Annotated in this window: 21 protein-coding genes and 1 pseudogene; 6 read left to right on the forward strand and 16 right to left on the reverse strand. The window is 61.6% G+C overall.

Going from position 1 to position 26,934, the window contains the following annotated elements; translation table 11 throughout:
• Positions 1–2: 2 nt before the first annotated feature.
• The 7 genes from gcvH to arcD (ACKJSM_RS01605) form a co-directional block, all read right to left on the reverse strand.
• The gene (gene gcvH, locus ACKJSM_RS01575; protein ID WP_007951190.1) at positions 3–386 is read right to left on the reverse strand and encodes a glycine cleavage system protein GcvH; all 384 of its coding nucleotides are present in this window, start codon (positions 384–386) and stop codon (positions 3–5) included.
• A 343-nt stretch (positions 387–729) separates the two neighbouring features.
• Positions 730–2,238 (reverse strand): sigma-54-dependent transcriptional regulator, encoded by a 1,509-nt coding sequence (locus ACKJSM_RS01580; RefSeq protein WP_236177795.1) that lies wholly within the window; start codon positions 2,236–2,238, stop codon positions 730–732.
• A 139-nt stretch (positions 2,239–2,377) separates the two neighbouring features.
• Complete coding sequence (locus tag ACKJSM_RS01585; RefSeq protein WP_039766036.1) at positions 2,378–2,740, reverse strand: DUF5064 family protein; 363 nt, start codon at positions 2,738–2,740, stop codon at positions 2,378–2,380.
• A gap of 62 nt (positions 2,741–2,802) precedes the next feature.
• Positions 2,803–3,732, reverse strand: coding sequence for a carbamate kinase (arcC, locus tag ACKJSM_RS01590; protein ID WP_236177796.1), 930 nt, complete (start codon positions 3,730–3,732; stop codon positions 2,803–2,805).
• Positions 3,733–3,869: 137 nt separating this feature from the next.
• Positions 3,870–4,880: an ornithine carbamoyltransferase gene (locus ACKJSM_RS01595; protein WP_236177797.1), complete on the reverse strand. Its 1,011-nt coding sequence runs from the start codon at positions 4,878–4,880 to the stop codon at positions 3,870–3,872.
• Between the two features lie 69 nt (positions 4,881–4,949).
• Positions 4,950–6,206 carry an arginine deiminase gene (arcA, locus tag ACKJSM_RS01600; RefSeq protein WP_410236481.1) on the reverse strand — a complete coding sequence of 419 codons (1,257 nt, stop codon included), beginning with the start codon at positions 6,204–6,206 and terminating at the stop codon, positions 4,950–4,952.
• Between the two features lie 34 nt (positions 6,207–6,240).
• Positions 6,241–7,668: an arginine-ornithine antiporter gene (arcD, locus tag ACKJSM_RS01605; RefSeq protein WP_339489069.1), complete on the reverse strand. Its 1,428-nt coding sequence runs from the start codon at positions 7,666–7,668 to the stop codon at positions 6,241–6,243.
• A gap of 450 nt (positions 7,669–8,118) precedes the next feature.
• On the opposite strand from arcD (ACKJSM_RS01605), the gene arcD (ACKJSM_RS01610) reads away from it, so the two are divergent.
• A complete protein-coding gene (gene arcD / locus ACKJSM_RS01610; protein WP_410236482.1) occupies positions 8,119–9,546 on the forward strand; it encodes an arginine-ornithine antiporter in 1,428 nt (475 codons plus the stop codon).
• A gap of 163 nt (positions 9,547–9,709) precedes the next feature.
• Here the strand turns inward: arcD (ACKJSM_RS01610) and ACKJSM_RS01615 are convergent, their stop codons facing one another.
• The 9 genes and pseudogenes from ACKJSM_RS01615 to gap form a co-directional block, all read right to left on the reverse strand.
• Entirely contained in the window at positions 9,710–11,056 is a 1,347-nt protein-coding gene (locus ACKJSM_RS01615; RefSeq protein ID WP_410236483.1) for a CoA transferase, read from the reverse strand.
• A gap of 146 nt (positions 11,057–11,202) precedes the next feature.
• Positions 11,203–11,958: a methyl-accepting chemotaxis protein gene (locus ACKJSM_RS01620; RefSeq protein WP_371320921.1), complete on the reverse strand. Its 756-nt coding sequence runs from the start codon at positions 11,956–11,958 to the stop codon at positions 11,203–11,205.
• Between the two features lie 150 nt (positions 11,959–12,108).
• Positions 12,109–13,341: pseudogene (locus ACKJSM_RS01625) on the reverse strand (cache domain-containing protein); the annotation flags it as partial.
• A gap of 179 nt (positions 13,342–13,520) precedes the next feature.
• Complete coding sequence (locus tag ACKJSM_RS01630; protein ID WP_410236484.1) at positions 13,521–13,916, reverse strand: YbaN family protein; 396 nt, start codon at positions 13,914–13,916, stop codon at positions 13,521–13,523.
• A gap of 109 nt (positions 13,917–14,025) precedes the next feature.
• A complete protein-coding gene (locus ACKJSM_RS01635) occupies positions 14,026–14,622 on the reverse strand; it encodes a biliverdin-producing heme oxygenase (RefSeq protein ID WP_236177804.1) in 597 nt (198 codons plus the stop codon).
• Between the two features lie 111 nt (positions 14,623–14,733).
• Complete coding sequence (locus ACKJSM_RS01640) at positions 14,734–17,319, reverse strand: TonB-dependent receptor (RefSeq protein WP_410236485.1); 2,586 nt, start codon at positions 17,317–17,319, stop codon at positions 14,734–14,736.
• Between the two features lie 122 nt (positions 17,320–17,441).
• Positions 17,442–18,407, reverse strand: a complete 966-nt coding sequence (locus ACKJSM_RS01645; protein ID WP_410236486.1) for a FecR family protein — start codon at positions 18,405–18,407, stop codon at positions 17,442–17,444.
• 124 nt (positions 18,408–18,531) lie between these two features.
• Positions 18,532–19,050 carry an RNA polymerase sigma factor gene (locus ACKJSM_RS01650; RefSeq protein WP_410236487.1) on the reverse strand — a complete coding sequence of 173 codons (519 nt, stop codon included), beginning with the start codon at positions 19,048–19,050 and terminating at the stop codon, positions 18,532–18,534.
• Positions 19,051–19,181: 131 nt separating this feature from the next.
• Positions 19,182–20,183 carry a type I glyceraldehyde-3-phosphate dehydrogenase gene (gap, locus tag ACKJSM_RS01655; protein WP_007951174.1) on the reverse strand — a complete coding sequence of 334 codons (1,002 nt, stop codon included), beginning with the start codon at positions 20,181–20,183 and terminating at the stop codon, positions 19,182–19,184.
• A 221-nt stretch (positions 20,184–20,404) separates the two neighbouring features.
• Between gap and edd the strand changes: the two genes are divergently transcribed.
• From edd to ACKJSM_RS01680, 5 genes are all read left to right on the forward strand, one after another.
• Complete coding sequence (edd, locus tag ACKJSM_RS01660; protein WP_236177808.1) at positions 20,405–22,231, forward strand: phosphogluconate dehydratase; 1,827 nt, start codon at positions 20,405–20,407, stop codon at positions 22,229–22,231.
• Positions 22,228–23,181 (forward strand): glucokinase, encoded by a 954-nt coding sequence (locus ACKJSM_RS01665; protein WP_236177809.1) that lies wholly within the window; start codon positions 22,228–22,230, stop codon positions 23,179–23,181. The genes edd and ACKJSM_RS01665 overlap by 4 nt, the downstream gene beginning before the upstream one ends.
• A gap of 164 nt (positions 23,182–23,345) precedes the next feature.
• On the forward strand, positions 23,346–24,077 hold the full coding sequence (locus ACKJSM_RS01670) for a response regulator (RefSeq protein ID WP_410236488.1): 732 nt from the start codon (positions 23,346–23,348) through the stop codon (positions 24,075–24,077).
• Between the two features lie 31 nt (positions 24,078–24,108).
• Positions 24,109–25,536: an ATP-binding protein gene (locus ACKJSM_RS01675; protein WP_162803532.1), complete on the forward strand. Its 1,428-nt coding sequence runs from the start codon at positions 24,109–24,111 to the stop codon at positions 25,534–25,536.
• Positions 25,537–25,635: 99 nt separating this feature from the next.
• Entirely contained in the window at positions 25,636–26,895 is a 1,260-nt protein-coding gene (locus tag ACKJSM_RS01680) for an AGE family epimerase/isomerase (RefSeq protein ID WP_410236489.1), read from the forward strand.
• The last annotated feature ends 39 nt before the right edge of the window (positions 26,896–26,934 follow it).

Here is a 26,934-nt window from a genome sequence, read left to right on the forward strand (position 1 = left end):
CCTCAGGCTTCGGCTTGGGCTTTGATCAGGCGGTCGTAGGCGTCCTGATCCAGCAACTTGGCGACGGCCGAGGCGTCGGCCGGTTTGAAGCGGAAGAACCAGCCTTCGCCCAGCGGATCTTCGTTGACCAGCTCGGGGCTGTCTTCCAGGGCCGGGTTGGTGGCCAGGACTTCACCGTCCAGTGGCATGTAAACGCCGCTGGCGGCTTTTACCGATTCCACGGTGGCGGCTTCGGCGCCTTTCTCGTAAGCCTGCAATTCAGGCAGTTGCACGAACACCACGTCGCCCAGGGCGTTCTGCGCGAAAGCGGTGATGCCAACGGTGACAGAGCCATCGGCTTCGGCGCGCAGCCATTCGTGATCTTCAGTAAAACGCAACTCGCTCATGGAATCTCCTAGGGGCCAGACTCGTCTGGTGGACGCAGTGGAATGCTTGGGCGGTAAAGCCCTGATTTTATGAACGGTTACTTAGCAAGAACGCGGCCAATGTAGAAATATCGTTATAAATCAATGGCTTGATATTTATTTGCTGGGCTTTGAAAGCAGGGTGTGTAGCGAAATCGCTACAGCTTGGGGCGAAGAAAAAAGCTGAACCGGATCAAAGCCTTGCACAACGGTGATTCGAGGAGGCTGTATCGATATCGTTCCGCTGTAGCGCTTTCAGTACAGATGGAGGTCGCTTTTGAACGGATTTCGAATCCGCCACATACCCTATGGGAGCGGGCTTGCCTCAGGGCTTGTTGGGAATGCCGTACTTGCGCAGTCGATGCGCGATTGCGGTGTGCGAGGTCTGCAGGCGGCTGGCCAGTTGGCGAGTCGAGGGGTAGCTGACGTAGAGCTTTTCCAGCAGCGATTTTTCGAAGGCATCCACGGCTTCCTCCAGGCTGTCGACGTCGGTGTCGGTCTGGCGCGCCACCGAGGTGCCGGCGATGTCGAGGTCGCCGATGTCCACCAGGCTGCTTTCGCAGATCGCGGCGGCGCGGAAGATCACGTTCTGCAATTGCCGCACGTTACCCGGCCAACGGTTGCCGAGCAGCGCCGGGTAAGTGCCCGGAGCGAGGCGACAGACCGGGCGCTGGATCTGCGCGCAGGCCTGCTGCATGAAATAGCGCGCCAGCAACAGGATGTCCTGACCGCGTTCGCGCAGCGGCGGCACTTCGACGTTGAGCACGTTGAGGCGGTAGAACAGGTCTTCGCGGAACAGGCCTTCACTGACCATTTTTTCCAGGTCGCGGTGGGTGGCGCTGAGAATCCGCACGTTGACCTTCACCTCACGGTCGCCGCCAACCCGACGGAAGCTGCCGTCGTTGAGAAAGCGCAGCAGCTTGGCCTGCAAGTACGGCGACATCTCGCCGATTTCGTCGAGGAACACCGTGCCCTGGTTGGCCAGCTCCATCAGCCCCGGTTTGCCGCCGCGTTGCGCGCCGGTGAAGGCGCCGGGGGCGTAGCCGAACAGTTCGCTTTCGGCGAGGTTCTCCGGCAGGGCCGCGCAGTTCAGTGCGAGGAAGGGCGCGTTGTGCCGGGCGCTGATGGCGTGACAGGCGCGGGCCACCAGTTCCTTGCCGGTGCCGGTTTCGCCCTGGATCAGCAGCGGTGCATCAAGGGCTGCGACGCGTTGGGCGCGGGCCTTGAGGGTGCGGATTGGCGGCGATTCACCGAGCAGCGCATCGAAGCCTTCAGCGTGATCGTGGTGCAGCGCCGAGAGTTGTTCGCCGATGCGGTTGGGCTGGTACAGCGTGAGCAGGGCGCCGGCGTCGGTGATCGGCGTGGCGTCGAGCAACAGGGTCTGACCGTTGACGGTGATTTCCCGCAGCGGCAGACGGAAGCCTTGTTCCAGCAACGTCTCCAACAGACCCGGATCGTTGAACAGTCCCGAGACGCTTTCACCGGCCGGCTCGCGCCCGTACAAGGCGATCAGCGCCGGGTTGGCCAGCAGCACCTTGCCGGCGCTGTCCAGCGCCAGCACCGGGTCGGTCATCGCCGCGAGCAACGCGTCGAGCTGCAAGTGCCGGCGCTGGCCGGGGAGAATGTCGACCACGGTCACTGCTTCTACGCCACGCACGCGAAACAGCGCATCTTTCAGTTCCTCGAGCACTTGCGGGCTGAGGGTCGGGGCGTCGATGTAGACGTTGGGCGGGATCATCTCCACCGCATCCAGATTGAGATTGCGCCCGCCGAGGATAGCCAGGACTTCCTGGGTGATGCCGACGCGGTCGATGAAGCTGACGTGGATACGCATGGGGCGGTTCTGGGTTCTGGAGTGCGGAGAGGGGCAAGTATGCCTTGGGGCGGGGAAATGGTGAAATCCGCGTCCTGCGCTGATCGTTCCCACGCGGACGGTTCGACGCCTCGACGTGGGAGCGATCAGTAGAAAGGGGTTACTCGAAATGCTCGGGATTGACCGGATCCCCGGATTGCATATTCAGCTGCTTGCGGATGTCTTCAAACATCAGGTCGTAATGCTTGTGCACCGAGCCGATCTGGCTGTGGCTCTTGGGGATGCCGTACTTTTCGGCAATCTGCGTGACGTTGCGAGCGAAGTTATAGGCTTCCTCCTTGGGCAGAAAGAACGGTTCGTTGACCTCTTTGCCCTGCATGCTGCCGTGCAGGGTGAACTGTATCCCTTTGCCTTTCTGCGGATCGGTGAACACTTCATAGTCGAGGTGCACGTTGTAATTGACGTCATCGTCAGTCAACGCGTGCCGCTCGATATGCAAATGACCGGGTTCGAACTGGGCCATGGGTTTCTCCTTTCAAGGCATGGGAGAAGGGCAGACCTGAGGCCTGCCCCCGGAGTTTCTTTTTATCGGTAGGTGATGCCCGGCGCTGCCGTGCTGACCCGCGTACCGGCGGTGCCCTGGACGATGGCTTCGATGTCCGAGAGCGAGCCGATCACCGCGACCTTGCCAGTATGGCGCGCAAATTCACAGGCTGCCTGCACCTTCGGCCCCATGGAGCCGGCGGCGAAGCCCAGGCGTTCGAGTTCGTCCGGGTGGGCCTGGGCGATGGCTTTCTGAGTCGGCTTTTTGAAGTCGATGTAAGCGGCGTTGACGTCGGTGGCGATCACCAGCAAATCACTTTCCAGCTGTTCGGCCAGCAGCGCCGAGCACAGATCCTTGTCGATCACCGCTTCGATGCCCTTGAGGTTGCGGTTCTCGTCATACATGGTCGGAATCCCGCCGCCACCGGCGCAGATCACGATGCTGCCCTTGTCCAGCAGCCACTTGATCGGGCGGATTTCGAAGATGCGTTTCGGCCGTGGGCTGGCCACCACGCGGCGGAACTTGTCGCCGTCCGGAGCGATGGCCCAGCCTTTTTCGGCGGCGAGTTTTTCTGCCTCGGCTTTCTCGTATACCGGGCCGATCGGTTTGGTCGGGTTCTTGAAAGCCGGGTCGTTGGCATCGACTTCGACCTGGGTGAGCAGGGTGGCGAACGGGACTTCGAAGTCCAGCAGGTTGCCCAGTTCCTGTTCGATGATGTAGCCGATCATGCCTTCGGTTTCGGCACCGAGCACATCCAGCGGGTAAGGGGTGACGGAGGTGTAGGCCGCTGCCTGCAACGACAGCAGGCCGACTTGCGGGCCATTGCCGTGGGCGATGACCAGTTGGTTGCCGGGATGGATCTTGGCGATTTGCTCGGTGGCGATGCGGATGTTGGCGCGCTGGTTGTCAGCGGTCATCGGCTCGCCACGGCGGAGCAGGGCGTTACCGCCCAGAGCTACGACGATACGCATGGTGCATGTCCTTTTCGTGTTGATCGCTGATCGTTCCCACGCTCCCGCGTGGGAATGCATCCCGTGACGCTCTGCGTCACAGCGGACGCGGCGGCATTCCCACGCGGAGCGATGGAACGATCAGTGCCAAAGTCGGGTTACAGATCAGCCAAAGTCGACACCAGAATCGCCTTGATGGTGTGCATGCGGTTTTCCGCTTGCTCGAAGGCGATGCAGGCCGGCGACTCGAACACGTCGTCGGTGACTTCGATGCCGTTTTTCAGGTGTGGATACTGTTCGGCAATCTGTTTGCCGACCTTGGTATCGCTGTTGTGGAACGCCGGCAGACAGTGCATGAACTTGGTGCGCGGGTTGCCGGTGGCTTTCATCAGCTCGGCGTTGACCTGATAGGGCAGCAGTTGCTGGATACGCTCGGCCCAGGCTTCCACCGGCTCGCCCATCGATACCCAGACGTCGGTGTGGATGAAGTCCACGCCTTTGACGGCGGCTTTCGGGTCTTCGGTCAGGGTGATGCGGGCGCCGCTTTCTTCTGCGTATTGCTTGCAGCGATCGACCAGATCATCGTGCGGCCACAGGGCTTTCGGCGCGCAGATGCGCACGTCCATGCCCAGTTTTGCGCCGATCAGCAGCAGCGAGTTACCCATGTTGTTGCGCGCGTCGCCCAGGTAGGCGTAGCTGATTTCATGGATCGGCTTGTCGGCGTGCTCACGCATGGTCAGCACGTCGGCGATCATTTGCGTCGGGTGATATTCATCGGTCAGACCGTTGAACACTGGCACGCCGGCGAACTTGGCCAGCTCTTCGACGATTTCCTGTTTGAAGCCACGGTACTCGATGGCGTCGTACATGCGACCCAGCACGCGGGCGGTGTCCTTCATGCTTTCCTTGTGACCGATCTGCGAAGAGTTCGGGTCGATGTAGGTGACGTTGGCGCCCTGGTCATACGCGGCGACTTCAAACGCGCAGCGGGTGCGGGTCGAGGTTTTTTCGAAGATCAGGGCGATGTTGTTGCCCTTGAGGTGTTGCTGCTCGGTGCCGGTGTATTTGGCGCGCTTGAGGTCGCGGGACAGGTCGAGCAGGTAACGCAGCTCACGTGGGGTGTGGTGTTCCAGGCTGAGCAGGTTACGGTTGTGAATGTTGAACGCCATGATGATTCTCCTTGGATTCGGTAATCGGCCCGGCCGCTACGGGATAGGTGCGGCCGGGGAGAGGGTCGTTTAGTAGTCGATTGGGTCGCGGATGATCGGGCAGGTCATGCAGTGGCCGCCGCCACGGCCGCGACCGAGTTCGCCGGCGCTGATGGTGATGACCTCGACCCCGGCCTTGCGCAACAGGGTGTTGGTGTAAGTGTTGCGGTCGTAGCCGATGACCACGCCCGGCTCCACGGCCACCACGTTGTTACCGTCATCCCATTGCTCGCGTTCGGCGGCGAAGCTGTTGCCGCCGGTTTCGACGACGCGCAGTTTCGGCAGGTTGAGGGCTTTGGCCACGACGTCGAGGAACGTGCCTTCTTCGCGACGGATGTCGATGCCGCCCTGTTTGCTTTCGTCAGGGCGCAGGGTGAAGGCGACGATCTGATTCACCACTTCCGGGAAGATCGTGACGAGGTCGCGGTCGCAGAAGCTGAACACGGTATCGAGGTGCATCGCCGCGCGAGACTTCGGCAGGCCGGCGACGATGACTTTTTCCACGGCCTTGTTCTTGAACAGGTTCAGCGCCAGTTGGCCGATGGCCTGACGCGACGAACGCTCGCCCATACCGATCAGCACCACGCCGTTGCCGATCGGCATCACGTCGCCGCCTTCGAGGGTCGAGCTGCCGTGATCCTTGTCCGGATCGCCGTACCAGATCTCGAAATCGGCGTTGGTGAACTGCGGATGGAATTTGTAGATGGCGGTGGTCAGCAGGGTTTCCTGACGGCGCGCCGGCCAGTACATCGGGTTCAGCGTCACGCCACCGTAGATCCAGCAGGTGGTGTCGCGGGTGAACTGGGTGTTCGGCAGCGGCGGCAGAATGAAACTGGAGTGGCCGAGGAAGTCGCGGAACATCTGGATGGTCTTGCCACCGAAGCTGTCCGGCAGGTCATCGGCAGAGACGCCGCCAATCAGGAATTCGGCGATGTGTCGCGGCTCCAGGCTTTTCAGCCAGGATTTGACTTCGTTGATCAGGCCCAGGCCCACCGAATCGACGGTGACCTTGCGCTCGAGTATCCAGTCCAGCGCTTCAGGGAGGGCGACGATGTCGGTCAGCAGGTTGTGCATTTCCAGCACGTCGATCCCGCGCTCACGCATCTTGGTCACGAAGTCGAAGTGGTCGCGTTTGGCCTGAGCGACCCACAGCACATCGTCGAACAGCAGTTCATCGCAGTTGTTCGGGGTCAGCCGCTGATGGGCCAGGCCTGGGGAGCAAACCATGACTTTGCGCAATTTGCCGGCTTCGGAGTGGACGCCGTATTTGACTTTTTCCGTGGTCATTTCAGTGATCCTCCAGAGAGAAAACGTTGGGCAATTACAGAGTCAGGAAGCCGTCGTACAGTCCGTAGGCAGCCACCAGGGCGCCCACGACCACTGCGGCGAAAATCAGCTTCTCGACGTTGGTGAAAACCGGTTGTTTGAGTTCGAGCTTGGCCTTGGCGAACAGGATCGCGCCGGGGGCATAGAGCAGGGCCGAGAGCAGCAGGTACTTCACGCCACCGGCGTAGAGCAGCCACACCGCATAAATCAGCGCGATACCACCGATCATCAGGTCCTTGCGCCGTTCGGCCGCGAAGCCTTCGTAGCTTTCGCCGCGCACCGCCAGCAGCAGGGCGTAGGCCGCCGACCACAGGTACGGCACCAGAATCATCGACGTGGCGAGGTAGATCAGCGACAGGTAAGTGCTGGCCGAGAACAGGGTGATGATCAGGAACAGCTGCACCATCGCGTTGGTCAGCCACAGGGCGTTGACCGGCACGTGGTTGGCGTTTTCCTTGCGCAGGAACTCCGGCATGGTGTGGTCCTTGGCGGCGGCGAACATGATCTCCGCACACAGCAGCACCCACGACAGCAACGCCCCCAGCAGCGAGATGATCAGACCGACGCTGATCAGCACCGCGCCCCAGTGACCGACCACATGCTCCAGCACAGCGGCCATCGACGGGTTCTGCAGCTTGGCCAGTTCCGGCTGGGTCATGATGCCCAGCGACAACACGTTCACCAGCACCAGGAACAGCAGCACGGTGATGAAACCGATCACGGTCGCCTTGCCGACGTCCGAACGTTTTTCCGCCCGGGCCGAGAAGATGCTCGCGCCTTCGATGCCGATGAACACCCACACGGTGACCAGCATCATGTTGCGCACCTGGTTCATCACGCTGCCCAGATCCGGGTTTTTCACGCCCCAGATGTCGGCGGTGAAAATGTCCAGTTTGAAGGCGAAGATCGCTATCAGGACGAACAGCAGCAGCGGCACGACCTTGGCGACGGTGGTCACGAGGTTGATGAACGCCGCTTCCTTGATCCCGCGCAGTACCAGAAAGTGCACGGCCCACAACAGGACAGAGGCACCGATCACGGCAGCAACGGTGTTGCCTTCCCCAAAAATCGGGAAAAAGTAACCGAGGGTGCTGAACAGCAGAACGAAGTAACCGACGTTGCCCAGCCAGGCACTGATCCAGTAGCCCCAGGCCGAGGAGAAACCCATGTAGTCGCCGAAACCGGCCTTGGCGTAGGCGTAGACACCGCCGTCCAGGTCAGGCTTGCGATTGGCCAGGGTTTGAAAGACGAAAGCGAGGGTGAGCATGCCGACAGCGGTGATGGCCCAGCCGATCAGTACCGCGCCGACGTCGGCACTGGCGGCCATGTTTTGTGGCAAAGAGAATATCCCGCCACCGATCATTGAGCCGACTACCAATGCAACCAGTGCACCTAGTCGCAGTTTTCCGGGAGCTTCAGACATTGCATGACTCCATTGCAGGAGAGAAGAGTTCACAGCGTAGTTCTGTTGGCTATTCAAACAGCTGACTTAGATCAGTGCATGGTCACATTCCATTGTTAATGAATGACTTATGAACCGGATAAAGGCATAAAGCTATTGTCTGTAAAGCCCGTACTAGAGGCTTTTTTCGATATGAATAGGAATTGCTCCTATTACTTTCGAGTTATGACGCTAGTTCTTTTTCAGGGTTTGGCAAATTTTTCACCGCTGTTTTCAGTACAGAATTGATTTATCAGGATTTGCGCACAAAATTATCCGAACGCGCTATGCGTTAGTGCCGATGGCTATATATAAAACGGGGTGTTGATTGGCATTATTCAATGAACGTCATTACGCTTTATCCATTTAGTTAAAAACCGGTTGCATAACGGTTTTGCGGCCATCGCCGCTCTGGAACCAGGAGACGCTGGAATGTCGCAACCGACGCAAAAGCTGCGCCTTGGCGCACTGATCGCCCTGGTGGTCGGATCGATGATCGGCGGAGGGATTTTCTCTTTGCCACAGAACATGGCGGCCCGCGCCGATGCCGGGGCCATCCTGATCGGTTGGGGGATCACGGCGATCGGCATGCTCACCCTGGCCTTCGTGTTCCAGACCCTGGCCAATCGCAAACCGGAACTGGACTCCGGCGTGTATGCCTACGCCAAGGCCGGGTTCGGCGACTACATGGGGTTTTCTTCCGCCTGGGGTTACTGGATCAGCGCCTGGCTGGGCAACGTCGGGTATTTCGTGTTGCTGTTCAGCACCCTCGGCTACTTCTTTCCGGTGTTCGGTCAGGGCAACACGCCGATTGCCATCGGCTGCGCTTCGGTGTTGCTGTGGGCCGTGCATTTTCTGGTGATGCGCGGGATCAAGGAGGCGGCGCTGATCAATCAGTTGACCACCGTGGCCAAGATCATTCCATTGATCATGTTCGTGGTCATTGCCGCCGTGGCGTTCAAGGCCGAGATTTTTACCCGCGACATCTGGGGCCGCAGCAACCCGAACTTCGGCGGCGTGATGGATCAGGTGCGCAACATGATGCTGGTCACGGTGTTCGTGTTCATCGGTATCGAAGGCGCCAGTGTCTACTCGGCCCGGGCGGAGAAGCGCACCGATGTGGGCCGGGCCACGGTGATCGGTTTCATCGGTGTGCTGGCGCTGCTGGTGCTGGTCAATGTGCTGTCGCTGGGGATCATGAGTCAGCCGGAACTGGCGACCTTGCAGAACCCGTCGTTGGCCGCCGTGCTGGAACACATTGTCGGGCCATGGGGCGCGCTGCTGATCAGCGTGGGCCTGGCCATTTCGTTGCTCGGTGCGTTGCTGTCGTGGGCGCTGCTGTGCGCGGAGATCCTGTTCGCCACCGCCAGGGACAATACGATGCCGGCGTTTCTGAAAAAGGAAAACGCCAACCATGTGCCGGTCAATGCGTTGTGGCTGACCAACGTGATGATCCAGATTTTTCTGTTGATCACGCTGTTTTCCGCCGGTACTTACACCAGCCTGATTTACCTCGCCTCGTCGATGATTCTGGTGCCGTACCTGTGGTCGGCGGCCTACGCCGTGTTGCTCAGCGGCCGGGGTGAAACCTATGAACATGCCTCCGCCGAACGCACCAAGGATCTGCTGATCGGCGGCATCGCGCTGTGTTACGCGGTGTGGCTGTTGTATGCCGGCGGGATGAAATACCTGCTGCTCTCGGCGCTGCTGTATGCGCCGGGGGTGATCCTGTTCGCCAAGGCCAAGCATGAGCAGGGCGAGCCGCTGTTCACCACGCTCGAGAAGGGGATTTTCACCTGTGTGATCGCCGGGGCCGGGCTCGCGGCCTACGGGTTGTACAGCGGCGTGTTGTCTCTGTGAGATTGCGGCTCGACTATCAGGGGGGCTTACGACTGGCCGGCGATGCTCGGGTTTCTTACGGCGCGGGTGTGGTGGATGTCCTTGAGTCGCTCGGATGAATCCTGATTCTGGTTTTGTTCGTTCTGGCCTATTCGCGAGCAAGCACGCCAAAGCGCTGGAGAACTCACCATTGCGCCCGATGTGAGCCCAATTCTGTTGCTGGCAATGCCCACTGCAATGGCGTTCCAGCAATACGAAGCGGTGCAAGCAATCGATGCGCCGCCCCCCACGGCGTCTGCTCCACCTGCAAGCTCTGATCCTTTGCATCCTCCGGACGCAACGCTTCATCCGTCCCTTGCTCATGCTCGATCAACAACTTCGCCGTCCGCGCCAGCGACAACCGTGCCGACCCACCTCGACCGCGGCGTAACCGTTCAGCCAGCAACCGAATCACGCTCGCCGCCATCAGATACCCCGTCGCATGATCCAGTGCCTGCACCGGCAGCGGTGTCGGTTTGTCCGCCTGCTTCCAGCGCTGTCCGGCCTCGGCGATTCCGCTGCTCATCTGCACCAGGCTGTCGAAGCCTCGGCGGTTCTGCCACGGGCCGCTCCAGCCGTAAGCGTTGAGGCAGACGTCGATCAGCCCCGGCGCCCATTGCCGGCGACGTTCGATACCGAAGCCGAGATGTTCAAGGGCGTCGGCGCGATAGCCGTGCAACAGAATGTCCGCATCCTTGAGCAGGCTTTCGAACACTGCGCGATCTGCCGGAGCATGCAGATCCAGCCGTGCACAACGTTTGCCGAGGGTCACTTCCGGCACCACGCCGGGTTCGTTCCAGGTCGGTGGGTCGATGCGCAGCACATTGGCGCCCAGTCCCGCGAGTAAGCGGCTGGCGGTCGGGCCGGCCAGTACGCGGGTCAGATCGAGCACCTTGAGCCCGGCCAACGGTCGCGCCACCGAGCCTTGCCAGGGGCGAGGGGCTTGTTCTTTCCCGTTACTGAAATGCACCAAGGGTTCGGCATTCACCGCCAACCCTTGCGGATGTTTCTGCCACTGCGCCCAGCTGCGCATTTGGGCAGCGCAACCCTTGGCCTCGACCACCGCTTGCTCCAGATCGGCACTGGCCCATTGCGCGACTTTCGCCGCCATGGCTGCGCGGTCGGTACAGGCGCCGAGCACGCTTTGAGCGGCAGCGCGGTGATGCGGGGCGTTGGTGTGCAGACGAATCCAGCCGTCCCTGGTCGCGTAGTCACCGGCTACCGGATCCCATAGCGGCGGGACTTCCCAGCCGATCGGCCGTAGCGACGTGGCGAACCAGAACGAGGCGAGGCGGCGGTCGACTTCAATACCGGGCAAGTGGCCGGTTTGCTGCTGAAGGAGTTCGGCGACGGCTTGCCCGGCAGCGGCAATGCTTGCGCAGGCCAGGTCGGTGACGGCAAACGCCGAGGGCAGGGCACCCTCGCCAGTGAACGGAATCGGCATGCGGGACAAGCCGAGTGCGGCTTGAATGGACGTGAGCAGATCAGTCATCGAAGGCCCTCCGGAAGAGGGCCTGATCATAGAACAGATGACGAGATCGTTCCCATGCTCTGCGCTCCAGTTCAGGAGCGGGACGCGGAGCGTCCTGGGCTGCATTCCCACGCCGAGCGTGGGAACGATCAGCGGTCGAGGGGAGATCAGACGCGGAACTGATCCATCAATTTCATCTGCTGACTGGCCAGGGCGTTGAGCTGGCTGCTGATCGCCGCCGATTCTGTAGCCTGTTCGGTCAGGGTCTCGGTGACGGTGCGGATGGCCGAGACGTTGCGGTTGACCTCTTCGGCCACGGCGCTCTGCTGTTCGGCGGCGCTGGCGATTTGCAGGTTCATGTCGCTGATCACGGTGACCGCATCGCTGATCTTGCCCAGGGCATCCACGGCCTGGCGGATCTGCCCGGCGTTGTTGTGGGCCTGGGTCTGGCTTGAGTGCATGGTGGCGACCACGCCACGGGTGCCGGTCTGGATGCGTTCGATGACCACGCGGATTTCTTCCACCGAATCCTGGGTGCGCTTGGCCAGGTTACGGACTTCGTCGGCCACCACCGCAAAACCACGACCGCTTTCACCGGCGCGGGCCGCTTCGATCGCGGCATTCAGCGCCAGCAGGTTGGTCTGCTCGGCGATGCTGCGGATCACTTCCAGCACCGAACCGATCTGCTCGCTGTTGACCGCCAGCTCTTCGACTTCGGTCACCGCTTTGCTGACTTCATCGGCCAATTGATTGATGTCGCGGGTGCTGCGCTCGATGATCGACATGCCGTCCTTGGCCGACTGGTCGGCGCCTTTTGCGGCGTTGGCAGCGTTCGAGGCACTGTTGGCCACATCGTGGGCGGTGGCGCTCATTTCGTTGGAGGCGGTGGCCACCTGATCGATCTCGCGGAACTGCACCTGCATGCCTTCACTGGTCTGGCGGGCGATTTCCGACGATTGATCGGCGGTGCCGCGGGCCTCGGTGATGCTCTGTTTGATCTGGGCGATGGTCGGTTGCAGCTTGTCGAGGAAGCGGTTGAACCAGTTCACCAGTTCGCCCAGCTCATCCTTTTTGGTGTAGTTCAGGCGCTGGGTCAGGTCGCCTTCGCCGCTGGCGATGTTCTTCAGCATCTCGGCGACACTGTTGATCGGACGGGTCACGCCGGAGGCGGTCAGCCAGATCAGCAGCAGACCGATCAGACCGGCGATCACGGCCACCGCCAACGCGGTAATCGTGCCGGTTTGCTGCGCGTCATCGAGCACCGCCTGCAGCTTGACCGAGTCGGCCAGCAGCACTTGTTTCGGCAGGTCGATGACCACGCCCCAGGCCTTGGAATCGGCAATCGGGTTGACCGGATACACGGCGCGGATCACGTCGCCCTGCTCAAGAATTTTCGGGCTGCCGGCGCTGAGCAGTTGCAGGATGTCCTTGCCCTCGGCGCCGAGGGTGTCGCCGATGCTCTTGCCGACCTTGCCGGCATCCGCGCTGTAGGCACCGAGCACGCCGCTGCCGGACACGATCAGCATGTGTCCGGCGCTGTTGAACAGGTCACGCTGGGAGTCCACGGCTGCCGCTTGCAGGGCGTCGAGGGCGATGTCGACACCGACCACGCCGATGGCCTTGCCATCCACCAGCAGCGGCACGGAAATGGTCGTCATGAGCATTTCCTTGCCGCCCACGGTGTCGGCATACGGGTCGAGCAGGCAGGTGCGCTTGTTGTCGCGAGGGCAGGTGTACCAGCTGTTGTAAGGCGTGCCGCTGACGCTGAGGGTGGTCTTGTTCATGTCGTCTTCGACCATGATCGTGTTCAGCGACGAACCCGCAGCACGGCTCCAGTAACTGGCGAAACGTCCCGCCTCGTTGGACTGGCGCGCGGCATCGTTGGCGAATTCGCTGTCCTTGCCGTCCAGCCCGTTGGGTTCGAATGCCAGCCAGATGCCAAGCACCTTGCTGTTGCGTTCGAAGGCGGTTTTCAGGCTCTGGTTCAGCTCTTCACGCAGGGCGCCGGCGTCCAGCGAACGCTTGGCGCCCATCGCTCGCATGTCCTGGATCTGGTCGGCCAGCGCGGTGATCACCAACAGGCTTTCGCCGAAGGTTTTCTGCACCCGCACCGCTTGCTCGGCAGCCTTGGCCTGCAACAGGTTCTGCACGCTGGCGGTGAGCATCTTGCTGCTGGAAGCACTGACCAGTTCGTCGTTCTGGTTGGTCTGGTAAATGTTGATGCCAACGATCAGTGCGACCACACCGAGCAGGCACAGGCCGGAGAGCAGGACGATTTTCAGGCGGATGGACAGAGAGTCGAACATGGGACGTTCTCGCGAATGGATGAGCTGTTGGCTACGGGCTGGGAGGTGCCCGGTTCGCCAAATCCATTCAGCGCCATTCAATGTTCATCGGCGCGAGGCGAGGGTGCATGAGGTGCATGCCGACGAACGGTCATGGCTAAACGTTTGCGCGGTTAAATGCCCTGAAAACAACGGAAAAATCAGGAAATCTTCGGCAATGCTTCCGGTCGCGACCAGATCCACAGGTTGCCCAGGGTCATGCCTGCGATCGCCAGATAGATCGGCCAGCCGTGATCGAGCATCACCAGCATCAACGTGGCGCACAGCACCATGCTGACCGTGGCGCTGACCTTGGCCTTGCGGGCGATGATCTTGCCGTGGCGCCAGTTGCTCAGGATCGGCCCGAACAGTCGATGGTTGTCCAGCCAGGCACTCAGGCGCGGCGAACTGCGGGTCGCGGCCCAGGCCGCGAGCAGGATGAACTCGGTGGTCGGCAGGCCGGGCACGACGATGGCGATCAGGCCGATGCCGAGGCTGACATAGGCAAGCAGGCCGAACAGCAGGCGGGCGAGTCGGGAGGCGGCGGGTTGGGGCATGGGCTAGGCGAGAGGCTTGGGTGACAGGGGGGAGAATCTTACAGACTTACGCAATTCCTTGTGGGAGCTGGCAAGCCAGCTCGCACAGGGTTTTGCGGTGTGGCCAGGATCAGGCCGGTTCGGTTTCTGTGGCGTAAGCCTGTTCCAGCAGCACGGTGAAGCGATTGAACGCATCGATCGCGCCTTGCTCCACTTCGGCTTCCTCTTCGGCACTGAATTGCAGCGAATCGAGGGTGCGCACGAAGCGCTTCCAGCCTTCAGCGCGACCGCCCTCAGGCTCGCCCAAGTGTCTGGCGCCGAAGGTTTCGCTCAGGTCCAGCGCGACGGCGCGTTTGATCAGAAACGCGGCGCCGAGCTTGGAGCCCTCCGACACGAAGATCCAGCCCAGGGCGCGGGCCTTGCTCGGGTTCTTCACCGCGCCGGCCACCGGTGCAGGGACTTCGGTGTCGAGGTCGGCGAGGTCGGCCTTGGCGGCTTCGGCGCGGCAGCGGGCCGGCAGGTCAGGAACGATGGCGGTCAGTTCGGCATCGTTGTACAGCGACACCAGCTCTGACTGGAACAGGTACTGCGCGACCACGAAGCGGGCGAAATTGGCGCGGGTCTCGAACGGTGCGTGGGCCTTGACCAGCGCATCGAGCTTGCTGTGCGGCTCGTGGGTGATCTGGTTCAGGCGTTGCGAACGCAGGGCTTTTTCCGGGGTGCTCATGAGATGTCCTTGAAAAGAAGAGGCGCTTGATAACGAGACGAACGGGCAAACGCCGGACAGTAAAAAAACCTCACGGCGCGGCCATGTACAGGCGCCGTGAGGTCATCCGGATCAGATATCCCAGACCAGGTTGATCGCGAAGTTGCGGCCCGGCTGGGTCAGGCGATCAAGGTTGGCCGGTTGCGTCACCGAGGCTTCGCCGACGCTGTCGTAACCGCGCACGTCATCCCACAGCCAGTACTTCTTGTCGGTCAGGTTGTAGAGACCGCCGCTGACGGTGACGTCATCGGTGACTTTGTAATAGCCGGTCAGATCAAGAATGCCGAAGCCCGGGGTCTTGAACTGACTGCTCACACCGTCCGGCGACTTGAAGTTGCTGTCGTCGACGCGGTCCTTTTTCTTGACCACGGTCCAGCTCAGCAGGCCGCCATAGTTGTCCTGGTCGTAACCCAGGCCGAACACGCCGGTCAGCGGATTGACGCTGTTGAGCGGCTCGCCGTTGTCGTTGTTGCGACCGTAGGCGTAGGCAATCGAGCCTTGTGTGTACAGGCCTTGCGGCGCGCCGAACGAATCGAGGTTCAGGCGACCTTTGACTTCGGCGCCCTTGATGGTCGCGTGCTTGATGTTGCTCGACTGGAAGGTCAGCTCGTCGTAGCCCGGGGTGACGGCGTCTTCGTTGATGAAGTCGCGGTACTTGTTATAGAACACCGCCACGTCGAACGAGCCTTGCTCGAAGTTGCCGCGCAGGCCGGTTTCATAGCTTTTGCTTTTTTCCGGTTCCAGGTCCGGGTTCGGCGCCACGTTGTAGCCGGTGGTGCTGTTCTCGAAGCGGCCATACAGCGCTTTCGCGGTCGGGGTGCGGAAGCCTTCGGCGTACTGACCGTACCAGGTGTAGTTTTCGGTCAGGGCATAGGTCAGGCCGAATTTCGGCGAGACTTTATGCCAGGTCTTGTTCTCGTCGCTGACCGTGCCATTGCCGTCGGCGGCCACGGTGTTGAGAAATTCCTGGGTGATGTGCGGCTTGAGCCGGGTGTAGTCGTAGCGCAGGCCAGGCAGGAAGGTCCAGTCGTTCCAACTGATCTGATCCTGGGCGAACAGGCTGTAGGTGTTGAGGGTCGGGTCCGGGAAGTCACTGGATTTTTTCAGCACGTCAGCTGCGCTGGTGGCGCCGATGGCGGTGCAGCCGCGACCGACCGCCAGGCACTTGCCGTCGCCGCTGCGCGAGCCGGTGACTTTCTGCTGCTTGAGGGTGGTGCCGTAAGTCAGCACGTGATCGGTGGCGCCGAGGCTGAAGGCCTTGTCCAGTTGCGCGTCGAAGACCCACTGTTTTTCTTCGTAGATCGTGTCGCGGGTGCGCAGCACTTTACGGGTGATCGGGTAGTAGAACTCGTCGGTGCTCTGATCGGTCTTGGCAGTCTGGTGGTTGAGGCTCCATTTCACGTTGTCCGCCAGCAGGCTGTTGAGCTCGAAGCTGTGCTCCAGGCCGAAGCGCTCGCGGGTGATGGTGTCGTTGCCGGTGCGCCACTGGTACATGCCGCCGGGCAGCACGCTGTGCGGGATTGTCGGGGCACCGTTGAAGTACGGGCCGCCGTAAGCGCTTTTCTGATCGGTGTCGCGATCATCCTTGTACTTTTCATAGGTCAGGCCCAGGCGCGAACCTTCGTTGTAGTTCCAGCCGATCTTGGCCAGCACGTTGGTGGCTTTGACGTCTTCCGGGTTGGCGGCGGTGCGCTCAAGGCCGGTGCCGTTGTTGCTGCCGTAGGAATCGGTTTCATGGCCGTCACGCTGGCTGTAGTGCAGCAAACCGTCGAACTGGTCGGTGCGGCCGGCGACGGTGGCGGATTTCAGCCAGCTTTCGTCGGCGGAGCTGTAGCCGGTCTTCAGGCGGGCACCGACGTCTTTGCCAGGCTTGATGATGTCGTCCGGGTCGAGGGTGTAGTAGCTGACGGCGCCGCCGATGGCATTGCTGCCGTACAGCACCGAGGCCGGGCCACGGAGGATTTCGACGCGCTTGATGATTTCCGGGTCGACGTAGTTGCGTTGGGTCTTGGCGTACGGGCCGTTGAAGAAACCGTCCGGGACTTCGACCCCGTCGACCTGGGTCAGAATCCGGTCGCCGTCGATGCCGCGGATGTTGTAGCCGCTGATCCCGCCGCGCTGGCCGGCGCCGCCGACGGACACGCCCGGCTCGTAGCGCACCAGATCCTTGATGGTGTTGACGTTGTTGCGGTCGAGCTCTTCGCGGGTGTGCACGGTGACCGTGCTGGGCACGCTGTTCACCGACTGTTCCTGACGGGTGGCGCTGATGGTCACCTGATCGAGGTTGAGTGCGCCGCTGCTGGCGCGTTTTTCCAGCACGACGTTGTTGTTGCTCAGTTTGCGGAAGCTCAGGTTGGTCCCCACCAACAGGCGCTCCAGGGCTTTTTCCGGTGGCAGCGAACCGCGCACACCCGGTGACGACACGTCCTGACCCAACTCCGCCGGCAAGCCGACCTGCCAGCCCGTGACAGCGGTGAACGCGTTGAGCGCCGACACCAGCGGTTGCTGGGCAATGGCGAACGCGTAGTCGCCCATGTTGCGCGTCGGCTGTTCGGTGGCGGCCATCAGCGGCGCGGTGCCGGCCATCAGGATGGCAGCGGTCAGCAGCGACAGCACGCGGGAAGGGGAAGAAGTCTGGCGGGTAAGGCGAGAGGACATCGATAGCGCTCCGTGTCGCACGAATCTTTATAGGTGCTGATTGATCTCGCGAGATGCGAATCAATTGCATTGGCTATAACGAGACGAACGAGCATTGGCTATCGAGTAAAAATAATTCTCATTTAGTTCAATATCACCAACGCCGGGAATTCCCGAAGCCTGGCCGAGGTGATGTGAGCAAGCGAACGCACCACGTCCAGCGGCTGGTCGAGACGGTAGTTGCCGGTGACGGCAACGTCAGCCAACTGTTCGTTGGTGTTGATGATAAAGCCCGGATAGTAGCGGCGCAGTTCGGCCAGCACCTGATTCAGCGGGCAGTTCTCGAAGATCAGCCGACCTTGCACCCAGGCCAGATCGGTGGCGGCGTCGACCTTGGCCGGGTGGTCGAAACCGTTCGGGCCGATGCGGATGCTTTCCCCGGCGGACAGCCGCACCCGCGCATCATCACGGGTCGCCCGCAAGTCGACATCGCCGCGCTGCACCCGCACCTGCGCCACGCCGTCGAGATAGCGCACGGCAAACGCGGTGTCGCGCACGCTGGCTTTCACTGGGCCGGCGTCGATTTCCAGTGGCTGGCTGCGGCTGGCCGGGATCTCGAAAAACGCTTCGCCCTGATACAGCCGCGCGACCCGTTGCTGATCGTTGATCGTGCTGGAGAAGGCGGAATTGGTGTTGAGCAAGACTTTCGAGCCGTCCTCGAGCTGCAGGCGCTGACGCTCGCCGACCACGGTCAGGTGATCGGCCTGCAAACGCATCGGCAGGTTGCTGAAACTGAACATCCCGAGCAGCAGCACGGCGGCGGTGGCCAGCGGTTTCCAGTGCGGGCGCAGATGCGTGAGGACGGTGACTTTCTTCGGTTTGGCCGCGAGGTTCTGCGCGCATTCGGCGATCTGCGGGCCATCCCAGATCGCCTGGGCCTTGGCGAACGCCTCGGCATTCAACGGATCGGCCGCCAGCCAGGCATGGAATTGCCGGGTCTGCTCCTCGTCCGGACTGCCGAGCACGATGAGCCAGTCCAGAGCCTGGTCCATTGCGCTGGCGGCGTCCTGCGCCGATGAAGGCGAAGGGGAGCGGTGGGTGTCCGTCACGGTGTTTCCTCGGCAGTGTCTGTGCACGGCTGTTTTTTTAGTGAAGCGTAAAAGTCGGGCAAGGGTAACAAAGCCCGATGATCAGTGCAGTCGCTCCTGAGGTTTACAGAAAGGCCCTACAGCATCAGTTGCCATTCAAACGTTCGGCGACACTGAGGCAGATGGTCATGATCAGTTTGAGTTCTTTCTGCACCGTGCTGGGGGAGACGCTCAATGCTTCGGCGATGTGCTGATAGCTGTGCCCGTGCAGGCGACTGAGGATGAAAATCTGCTGCTGGCGGGGGCTGAGTTCAGCGAGGCTCACGTTCAGGCGCTCCAGCAATTGCTCGGCGTGGGCGGCGTCTTCGGCGCTGCTGGCGGGGGCGGCGACGCTGTGCACCACGTCTTGCGGCACATCGTCGACCATGGTCCGCGAATGGATCTTGCGCGCACGCAAATGGTCCAGCGCCAGATTGCGCGCGGTCTGGAAGACAAAGGGTTCAAGGTGATCGATGGCCCGTTCGCTCAGCGCCCGGGTGACGCGCAGGTAGGTTTCCTGCAACAGGTCTTCGGCGGTGCTGTGGTTGTTGACCATCCGTTCCAGGGTTCGCAGCAGTGACGTGCGCTGGGCGAGGAACACGTGATTGAAGTGTGATTGACTCACGGAGAGACCTGATCCATTTCGAGCGGATGATAATGCTTATCATCCGCTCGAGTGGTCAAGCCTTGATTTTGATTACTTTGACAGGCAACCGACCTTGTGGGAGCAAGCTCGCTTCCACAGGGGTTAGGCGTTTATTCGGCGTTACACAGCGCCAGGCAGTTATCGAGCATGCGGTTGGAGAAGCCCCACTCGTTGTCGTACCAGGCCAGCACTTTCAGCAGTTTGCCGCTGGATTTGGTGTGGTTGGCGTCGAAGATCGACGACAGCGGGTTGTGGTTGAAGTCGCTCGAAACCAGCGGCAGGGTGTTGTAGCCGAGAATCTTCGAATGCTGGCTCGCAGCTTTCATCAGTGCATTGACTTCATCGGCAGACGCTTCGCGCTTCAACTGCACGGTCAGGTCAACCAGCGACACATTGATCACCGGTACGCGCACAGCCATGCCGGTCAGCTTGCCGGCCAGCTCCGGCAACACCAGGCCCACGGCTTCGGCGGCGCCGGTCTTGCTCGGGATCATGTTCTGGGTGGCGGAGCGGGCGCGGTACGGGTCGGTGTGATAGACGTCGGTCAGGTTCTGGTCGTTGGTGTAGGCGTGGATGGTGGTCATCAGACCGCTTTCGATGCCCAGTTCGCGGTGCAGCACCTGAGCCACCGGGGCCAGGCAGTTGGTGGTGCACGAGGCGTTGGAGATGATCTGGTGCGACTGGCGCAGGATGTCGTGGTTCACACCATAAACGACGGTGGCATCGGCGCCTTTGGCCGGGGCCGAGATAATCACTTTGCGTGCGCCGGCGGTAATATGCGCGGCGGCTTTGGCGCGGTCGGTGAACAGACCGGTGCATTCGAACACCACATCAATCTTTTCCGCAGCCCAGGGCAGGTCGGCCGGGTTGCGGATGGCGCTGACCGAAATCCGGTCGCCGTTGACGGTCAGGCTCTCGTTGTCATGGGCAACTTCGGCGTCGAAAGTGCCATGAACGGTGTCGTACTTGAGCAGATGCGCATTGATCGCGCTGTCGCCCAGATCGTTGATGGCGACGATCTGCAGATCCTGACGATAGCCTTGGGTATACAGTGCGCGCAGGACATTACGGCCGATGCGGCCAAAACCATTGATTGCGATTCGAAGAGTCATTGAACAGCGCCGCCGTCGTTTTGTTGTTGGAATTACAAGATTATTCGCATAAAAATAGAAAACAAGCCTTTTTAGTGGCAATATTTTGTTTTATCTACAACGAGTGACCTGAATCAACTGGTCCGAATGATCAAGAAAACCGCCCGTCATCCCACGCGTGCGGGCTCTTTGATCAGCATAGACAATCAGGTCGCCACATCCGTTAGCCTGGAGTTCTACACATGCATCCCCGCGTTCTTGAGGTCACCGAACGGCTTATCGCCCGCAGCCGCGCCACGCGTCAGGCTTACCTTGCACTGATTCGCGGTGCCGCCACCGACGGGCCGATGCGCGGCAAGTTGCAGTGCGCCAACTTCGCCCACGGCGTGGCCGGGTGTGGCAGCGAAGACAAGCACAGCCTGCGGATGATGAACTCGGCGAACATTGCAATTGTTTCGTCATATAACGACATGCTCTCGGCGCACCAGCCGTACGAAGTCTTCCCGGAACAAATCAAGAACGCCCTGCGCGAAATCGGCTCGGTCGGTCAGTTCGCCGGCGGTACGCCTGCCATGTGCGATGGGGTGACCCAGGGCGAGCCGGGCATGGAACTGAGCCTGCCGAGCCGCGAAGTGATCGCGATGTCGACGGCGGTGGCGCTGTCGCACAACATGTTCGACGGCGCGCTGATGCTCGGCATCTGCGATAAGATCGTGCCGGGCCTGATGATGGGTTCCCTGCGTTTCGGCCACCTGCCGACGATTTTCGTACCGGGCGGGCCGATGGTCTCGGGGATTTCCAACAAGGAAAAAGCCGACGTGCGGCAGAAGTACGCCGAAGGCAAGGCGACCCGCGAAGAGCTGCTGGAATCGGAAATGAAGTCCTACCACAGCCCCGGCACCTGCACTTTCTACGGCACCGCCAACACCAACCAGTTGCTGATGGAAGTCATGGGCCTGCACCTGCCGGGCGCCTCGTTCGTCAACCCGAACACGCCGCTGCGTGAGGCCTTGACTCGCGAAGCCGCGCACCAGGTCACGCGCCTGACCAAACAGAACGGCAACTTCCTGCCGATCGGCGAAATCGTCGACGAGAAGGCGCTGGTCAACTCGATCGTCGCGCTGCACGCCACCGGTGGCTCGACCAACCACACCCTGCACATGCCGGCCATCGCCATGGCGGCGGGCATTCAACTGACCTGGCAGGACATGGCCGACCTCTCCGAAGTCGTGCCGACCCTGAGCCACGTCTACCCGAACGGCAAGGCTGACATCAACCACTTCCAGGCGGCGGGCGGCATGTCGTTTCTGATCCGCGAACTGCTCGAAGCAGGCCTGTTGCACGAAGACGTCAACACCGTGCTCGGCCATGGCCTGAGCCAGTACACCAAGGAGCCGTTCCTCGATAACGGCAAGCTGGTGTGGCGCGAAGGCCCGACTGAAAGTCTCGACGAAAACATCCTGCGCCCGGTGGCCCGTGCGTTCTCGGCAGAGGGCGGTTTGCGGGTGATGGAAGGCAACCTCGGTCGCGGTGTGATGAAGGTGTCCGCCGTGGCGCTGGAAAACCAGATCGTCGAAGCGCCGGCCATGGTGTTCCAGGATCAGCAGGATCTGGCCGACGCTTTCAAGGCCGGTCTGCTGGAGAAGGATTTTGTCGCGGTGATGCGCTTCCAGGGCCCGCGTTCCAACGGCATGCCGGAGCTGCACAAGATGACGCCGTTCCTCGGCGTGCTGCAGGATCGCGGCTTCAAGGTCGCACTGGTGACGGACGGGCGCATGTCCGGTGCGTCGGGGAAAATCCCGGCGGCCATTCACGTCAGCCCCGAGGCTTATGTAGGCGGCGCTTTGGCGCGCGTGCAAGAGGGCGATATCATCCGCGTCGATGGCGTCAAAGGCACTTTGGAAATCAAGGTGGACGCCGCCGAATTCGCAGCGCGCGAACCCGCCAAAGGCCTGTTGGGCAACAACATCGGCAGCGGCCGCGAACTGTTTGGCTTCATGCGTTTGGCCTTCAGCTCGGCGGAGCAGGGCGCCAGCGCCTTCACTTCTGCCCTGGAGACGCTTAATTGAAACTGGCTTTGGTCGGTGACATCGGAGGCACCAACGCGCGGTTCGCGTTGTGGAAAGATCAGCAGCTCGAATCGGTTCAGGTGCTGGCCACGGCCGACCATGCCAGCCCGGAAGAGGCGATCAGCCTCTACCTGAGCGGGCTCGGTCTGGCGCCGGGCGCCATCGGCTCGGTGTGCCTGTCGGTGGCGGGGCCGGTGAGCGGCGATGAATTCAAGTTCACCAACAACCACTGGCGCCTGAGCCGCAAGGCGTTCTGCCAGACCTTGCAGGTCGATCAGCTGTTGCTGGTCAACGACTTTTCGGCGATGGCGCTGGGCATGACCCGTTTGCAGCCCGGCGAATTCCGCGTGGTTTGCGAAGGTACGCCGGAGCCATTGCGCCCGGCGGTGGTGATCGGCCCGGGCACGGGGCTGGGCGTCGGCACGTTGCTTGATCTGGGTGAGGGGCGGTTTGCCGCGTTGCCGGGAGAGGGCGGTCACGTCGATCTGCCGTTAAGCAGTCCGCGTGAAACCCAGCTCTGGCAGCACATCTACAATGAAATCGGCCACGTCAGCGCGGAAACCGCATTGAGCGGCGGCGGTTTGCCTCGAGTCTATCGGGCGATCTGCGCGGTGGATGGTCACGAACCCAAACTCGACACACCGGAAGCGATCACGGCCGCAGGGCTTGCAGGCGACCCGATCGCCCTGGAAGTGCTGGAGCAGTTCTGCTGCTGGCTCGGTCGGGTGGCCGGCAACAACGTGCTGACCACTGGCGGCCGTGGCGGGGTGTACATCGTCGGCGGCGTGATTCCGCGTTTTGCCGATTTCTTCCTCGAAAGCGGTTTCGCCCGCAGCTTTGCCGACAAGGGCTGCATGAGCGATTACTTCAAGGGGATTCCGGTGTGGCTGGTGACGGCGCCGTACTCGGGTCTCGTCGGTGCAGGCGTGGCGCTCGAACAGGAAGGCTGAAGATCGTTCCCACGTCGAACCGTCTGCGTGGGAATGCAGCCCGTGACGCTCCGCGTCACTGGACGCGGAGCGTCCCTTGATACATTCCCACGCAGAGCGTGGGAACGATCGGTCTACACATCAGGCATAATCCGCCCAATTCCAACAACAAGGATGCCTTCGAAGTGAGCTCAGTCAACAAGTCGATTTTGTTGGTCGATGATGACCAGGAGATACGCGAGTTGCTGGAAACCTACCTGACCCGCGCGGGTTTTCAGGTACGGGCCACGGCGGATGGTGCCGGTTTCCGTCAGGCGCTGAACGAAGCGCCGAGCGATCTGGTGATCCTCGATGTGATGCTGCCGGATGAAGACGGCTTCAGTCTGTGTCGCTGGGTGCGCCAGCATCCGCGTCAGGCCCAGGTGCCGATCATCATGCTCACCGCCAGTTCCGACGAAGCCGACCGGGTCATCGGCCTGGAGCTCGGCGCCGACGATTACCTCGGCAAACCCTTCAGCCCCCGTGAACTGCAAGCCCGGATCAAGGCCCTGCTTCGTCGTGCCCAATTCGGCCAGGAACGCAGCGGCAGTGAAGTGCTGGCGTTCGATGAATGGCGGCTGGACATGGTCAGCCATCGGCTGTTTCACGCCGACGGCGAGGAAGTGATTCTGTCCGGCGCTGATTTCGCCCTGCTCAAACTGTTCCTCGATCACCCACAGGAAATCCTCGACCGCGACACCATTGGCAACGCCACCCGTGGCCGCGACCTGATGCCCCTCGACCGTATCGTCGACATGGCCGTCAGCCGCTTGCGCCAGCGTCTGCGCGACACCGAAAAACCGCCACGCCTGATCCGCACCGTGCGTGGCAGCGGCTACCAACTGGCAGCCAATGTGGTTGCCGGCAATGGTCATTGAGTTCCTGCGCACCACTGCGCGCAAAGTGCCGATGCCGCGTTCGCTGCTCGGGCGAATGCTGCTGCTGACACTGCTCGCGGTGTTGTTCGCCCAGACCCTGTCCAGCGTGATCTGGGTGTCCCAATTGCGCGCGACCCAGCTTGAAGGTCTGGTTACCAGCGCTCGCAGCCTTGCCCATTCGATGACTGCCAGCGTCAGTTACTTCCGCTCGCTGCCGGTGGCCTATCGGCCGCTGGTGCTCGACCAATTGCGCAGTATGGGTGGCACGCGTTTTGTGGTGACGCTGAACGACAAACCGCTGGGCATGGAAGTGCTGCCGGTGACACCGCGCAAGGCGGCAGTACTGCAAGCGGTGGATGAAGTGCTGCGTCAGTCGCTGGGCCAGGACACCGACATTCTGGTGACCTTCGTCAGCCCCGATGACCTGCGCATCTTCAACGCCGGGTTGAAACTCGATGAGTTGCCGCGTTCGTGGGCGCATTACGCCTTGACCCTGGAGCCGGTGAATCCACCGGTGCTGGTGACCCAGATTCAATTGGCGCCGGGAGAATGGCTGTACATCGCCTCGCTGCTGCCCGAGCCCTACACCAGTCTCGAAGAACAAGGCCTGCCGACCCAGCAGGTGTGGTTCATCGTCTTCACCAGCGGTTTTCTGTTGTTGTTCATCGGTCTGCTGGTGCACTGGCAGAGCCGGCCGCTCAAGCGTCTGGCGCGGGCCGCGCGGGATTTGTCGCTGGGCGCCGACGTCGAGCCGGTGGCCGAGGGCGGCGGCAGTGAAGTGGTCGAAGTGGGCCGCGCCTTCAACACCATGCGCGAGCGCATCAGCCGTTACCTGACCGAGCGCAGTCAGTTGTTCAGCGCGATTTCCCATGACCTGCGCACGCCGATCACCCGGCTGCGCCTGCGGGTCGAATTGCTGGAAGACGAACAGCTGCAAACCAAGTTCGGCCGCGATCTGGACGAGCTGGAGCTGCTGGTCAAAGGCGCGCTGCAATGCGTGAAGGACACCGACATTCACGAGAACATCGAGCCGGTGGATCTGAACCATGTGCTCGACTGCCTGGTTGAACCATATCTGGCGCCCAACGGCAATGGTCGCGTGACCCAGCAGGGGCGGGCGCTGGCGGCGTATCCGGGCAAGCCATTGGCGCTCAAGCGCTGCATCGGCAATCTGATCGACAATGCGTTGAAATACGGCCAGAACGCCCACCTGCACATCGATGACGACGAGAGTGCGTTTGTGCTGCATGTCGATGACGAAGGGCCGGGCGTACCGGAGCAGCGGTTGGAGCAGGTGTTCGAGCCGCACTTCCGGCTGGCGGGGCAGCAGCAGGGTTATGGTCTCGGTTTGGGCATTGCTCGCAACATTGCCCATAGCCATGGCGGTGAAGTGACGTTGCAGAACCTGCGTGAAGGCGGGTTGCGGGTGACCCTTCAGTTACCGCGATCGGCGGATTGAATGTCACCGGTCTGTGACAAACCCCGTCCCCTTCGTTACAAGACCCTCCCGGCCCGTTGTTTAGACTGCCCGCAGTCATAACAACAAAAAAGGCCACCCATGGATCACTTCAATCCGGGCTTCAGCAGTTGGCTGAATGCCCCTGCCCACCAGCAATGGCTCGCCGACGAAGGTCTGCGCCTGCTGGCGTTCGCCAAGGCCTCACGGCTGGCCGAAGGCTTCGGTAATCTCGATGAGCGCGGTCAGCTACAAGCCGGCGCGCAAGCCGAAACCATGAACACCGCGCGCATGACCCACAGTTTCGCCATGGCCCACATCCAGGGTCTGCCGGGATTCGCCGAGCTGGTCGATCACGGCATTGCCGCGTTGCGCGGTCCGTTGCGCGATGCGCTGCACGGCGGCTGGTTCGCCGTCGCCGAACACCGTGACGGCAACACCGGCAAGAACGCTTACCTGCATGCTTTCGTCGCGCTGGCGGCCAGTTCCGCGGTGGTCGCGCAACGTCCGGGCGCCCAGGCGTTGCTGGATGACGCGATCGACATCATCGACACGTATTTCTGGAGCGAGGAAGAAGGTGCCATGCGCGAATTCTTCAATCGCGACTGGCGCGAAGAAGAAGCCTATCGCGGCGCCAACAGCAACATGCACGCCACCGAAGCCTTCCTTGCGCTGGCCGATGTTACCGAAGACCCGCGCTGGCTGGTGCGTGCGCAACGCATCGTCGAGCGGGTGATTCACGGTCACGCCGCTGCCAACGATTACCTGGTGATCGAGCATTTTGACCGCGACTGGCAGCCGCTGCGCGACTACAACCAGGACAATCCCGCCGACGGTTTCCGTCCCTACGGCACCACGCCGGGCCACGGTTTCGAGTGGGCGCGGCTGTTGCTGCACCTCGAAGCGGCGCGGGTCCAGGCCGGCATGCTCACCCCCGGCTGGCTGGCCACCGACGCGCAAAAGCTGTTCGAACAAAACTGCCGCCATGGCTGGGATGTCGACGGTGCGCCGGGCATCGTCTACACCCTCGACTGGAACAACAAAGCGGTGGTGCGCCATCGCCTGCACTGGACCCACGCCGAAGCCAGCGCTGCTGCCAGCGCCTTGCTCAAACGCACCGGCGATGCGCAGTACGAAACATGGTATCGCCTGTTCTGGGAATTTTGCGAAAGCCATTTCATCGACCGCTGCGACGGCAGCTGGCATCACGAACTCGACCCGCAGAACCGTCCAAGTGCCGATATCTGGGCGGGCAAGCCGGATCTGTACCACGCCTGGCAGGCCGTTCTGATTCCACGTCTGCCGCTGGCACCGAGCATGGCCACTGCTCTGGCACACCTGTCCCGAAGCGTTCCTGTGTAACCATGTGGTGACATTTGCGCGTCCCTTCGTTACCTGCGG

The sequence above is a fragment of the Pseudomonas sp. PHC1 genome (genome assembly GCF_046487845.1).
Lineage (GTDB): Bacteria > Pseudomonadota > Gammaproteobacteria > Pseudomonadales > Pseudomonadaceae > Aquipseudomonas > Aquipseudomonas sputi.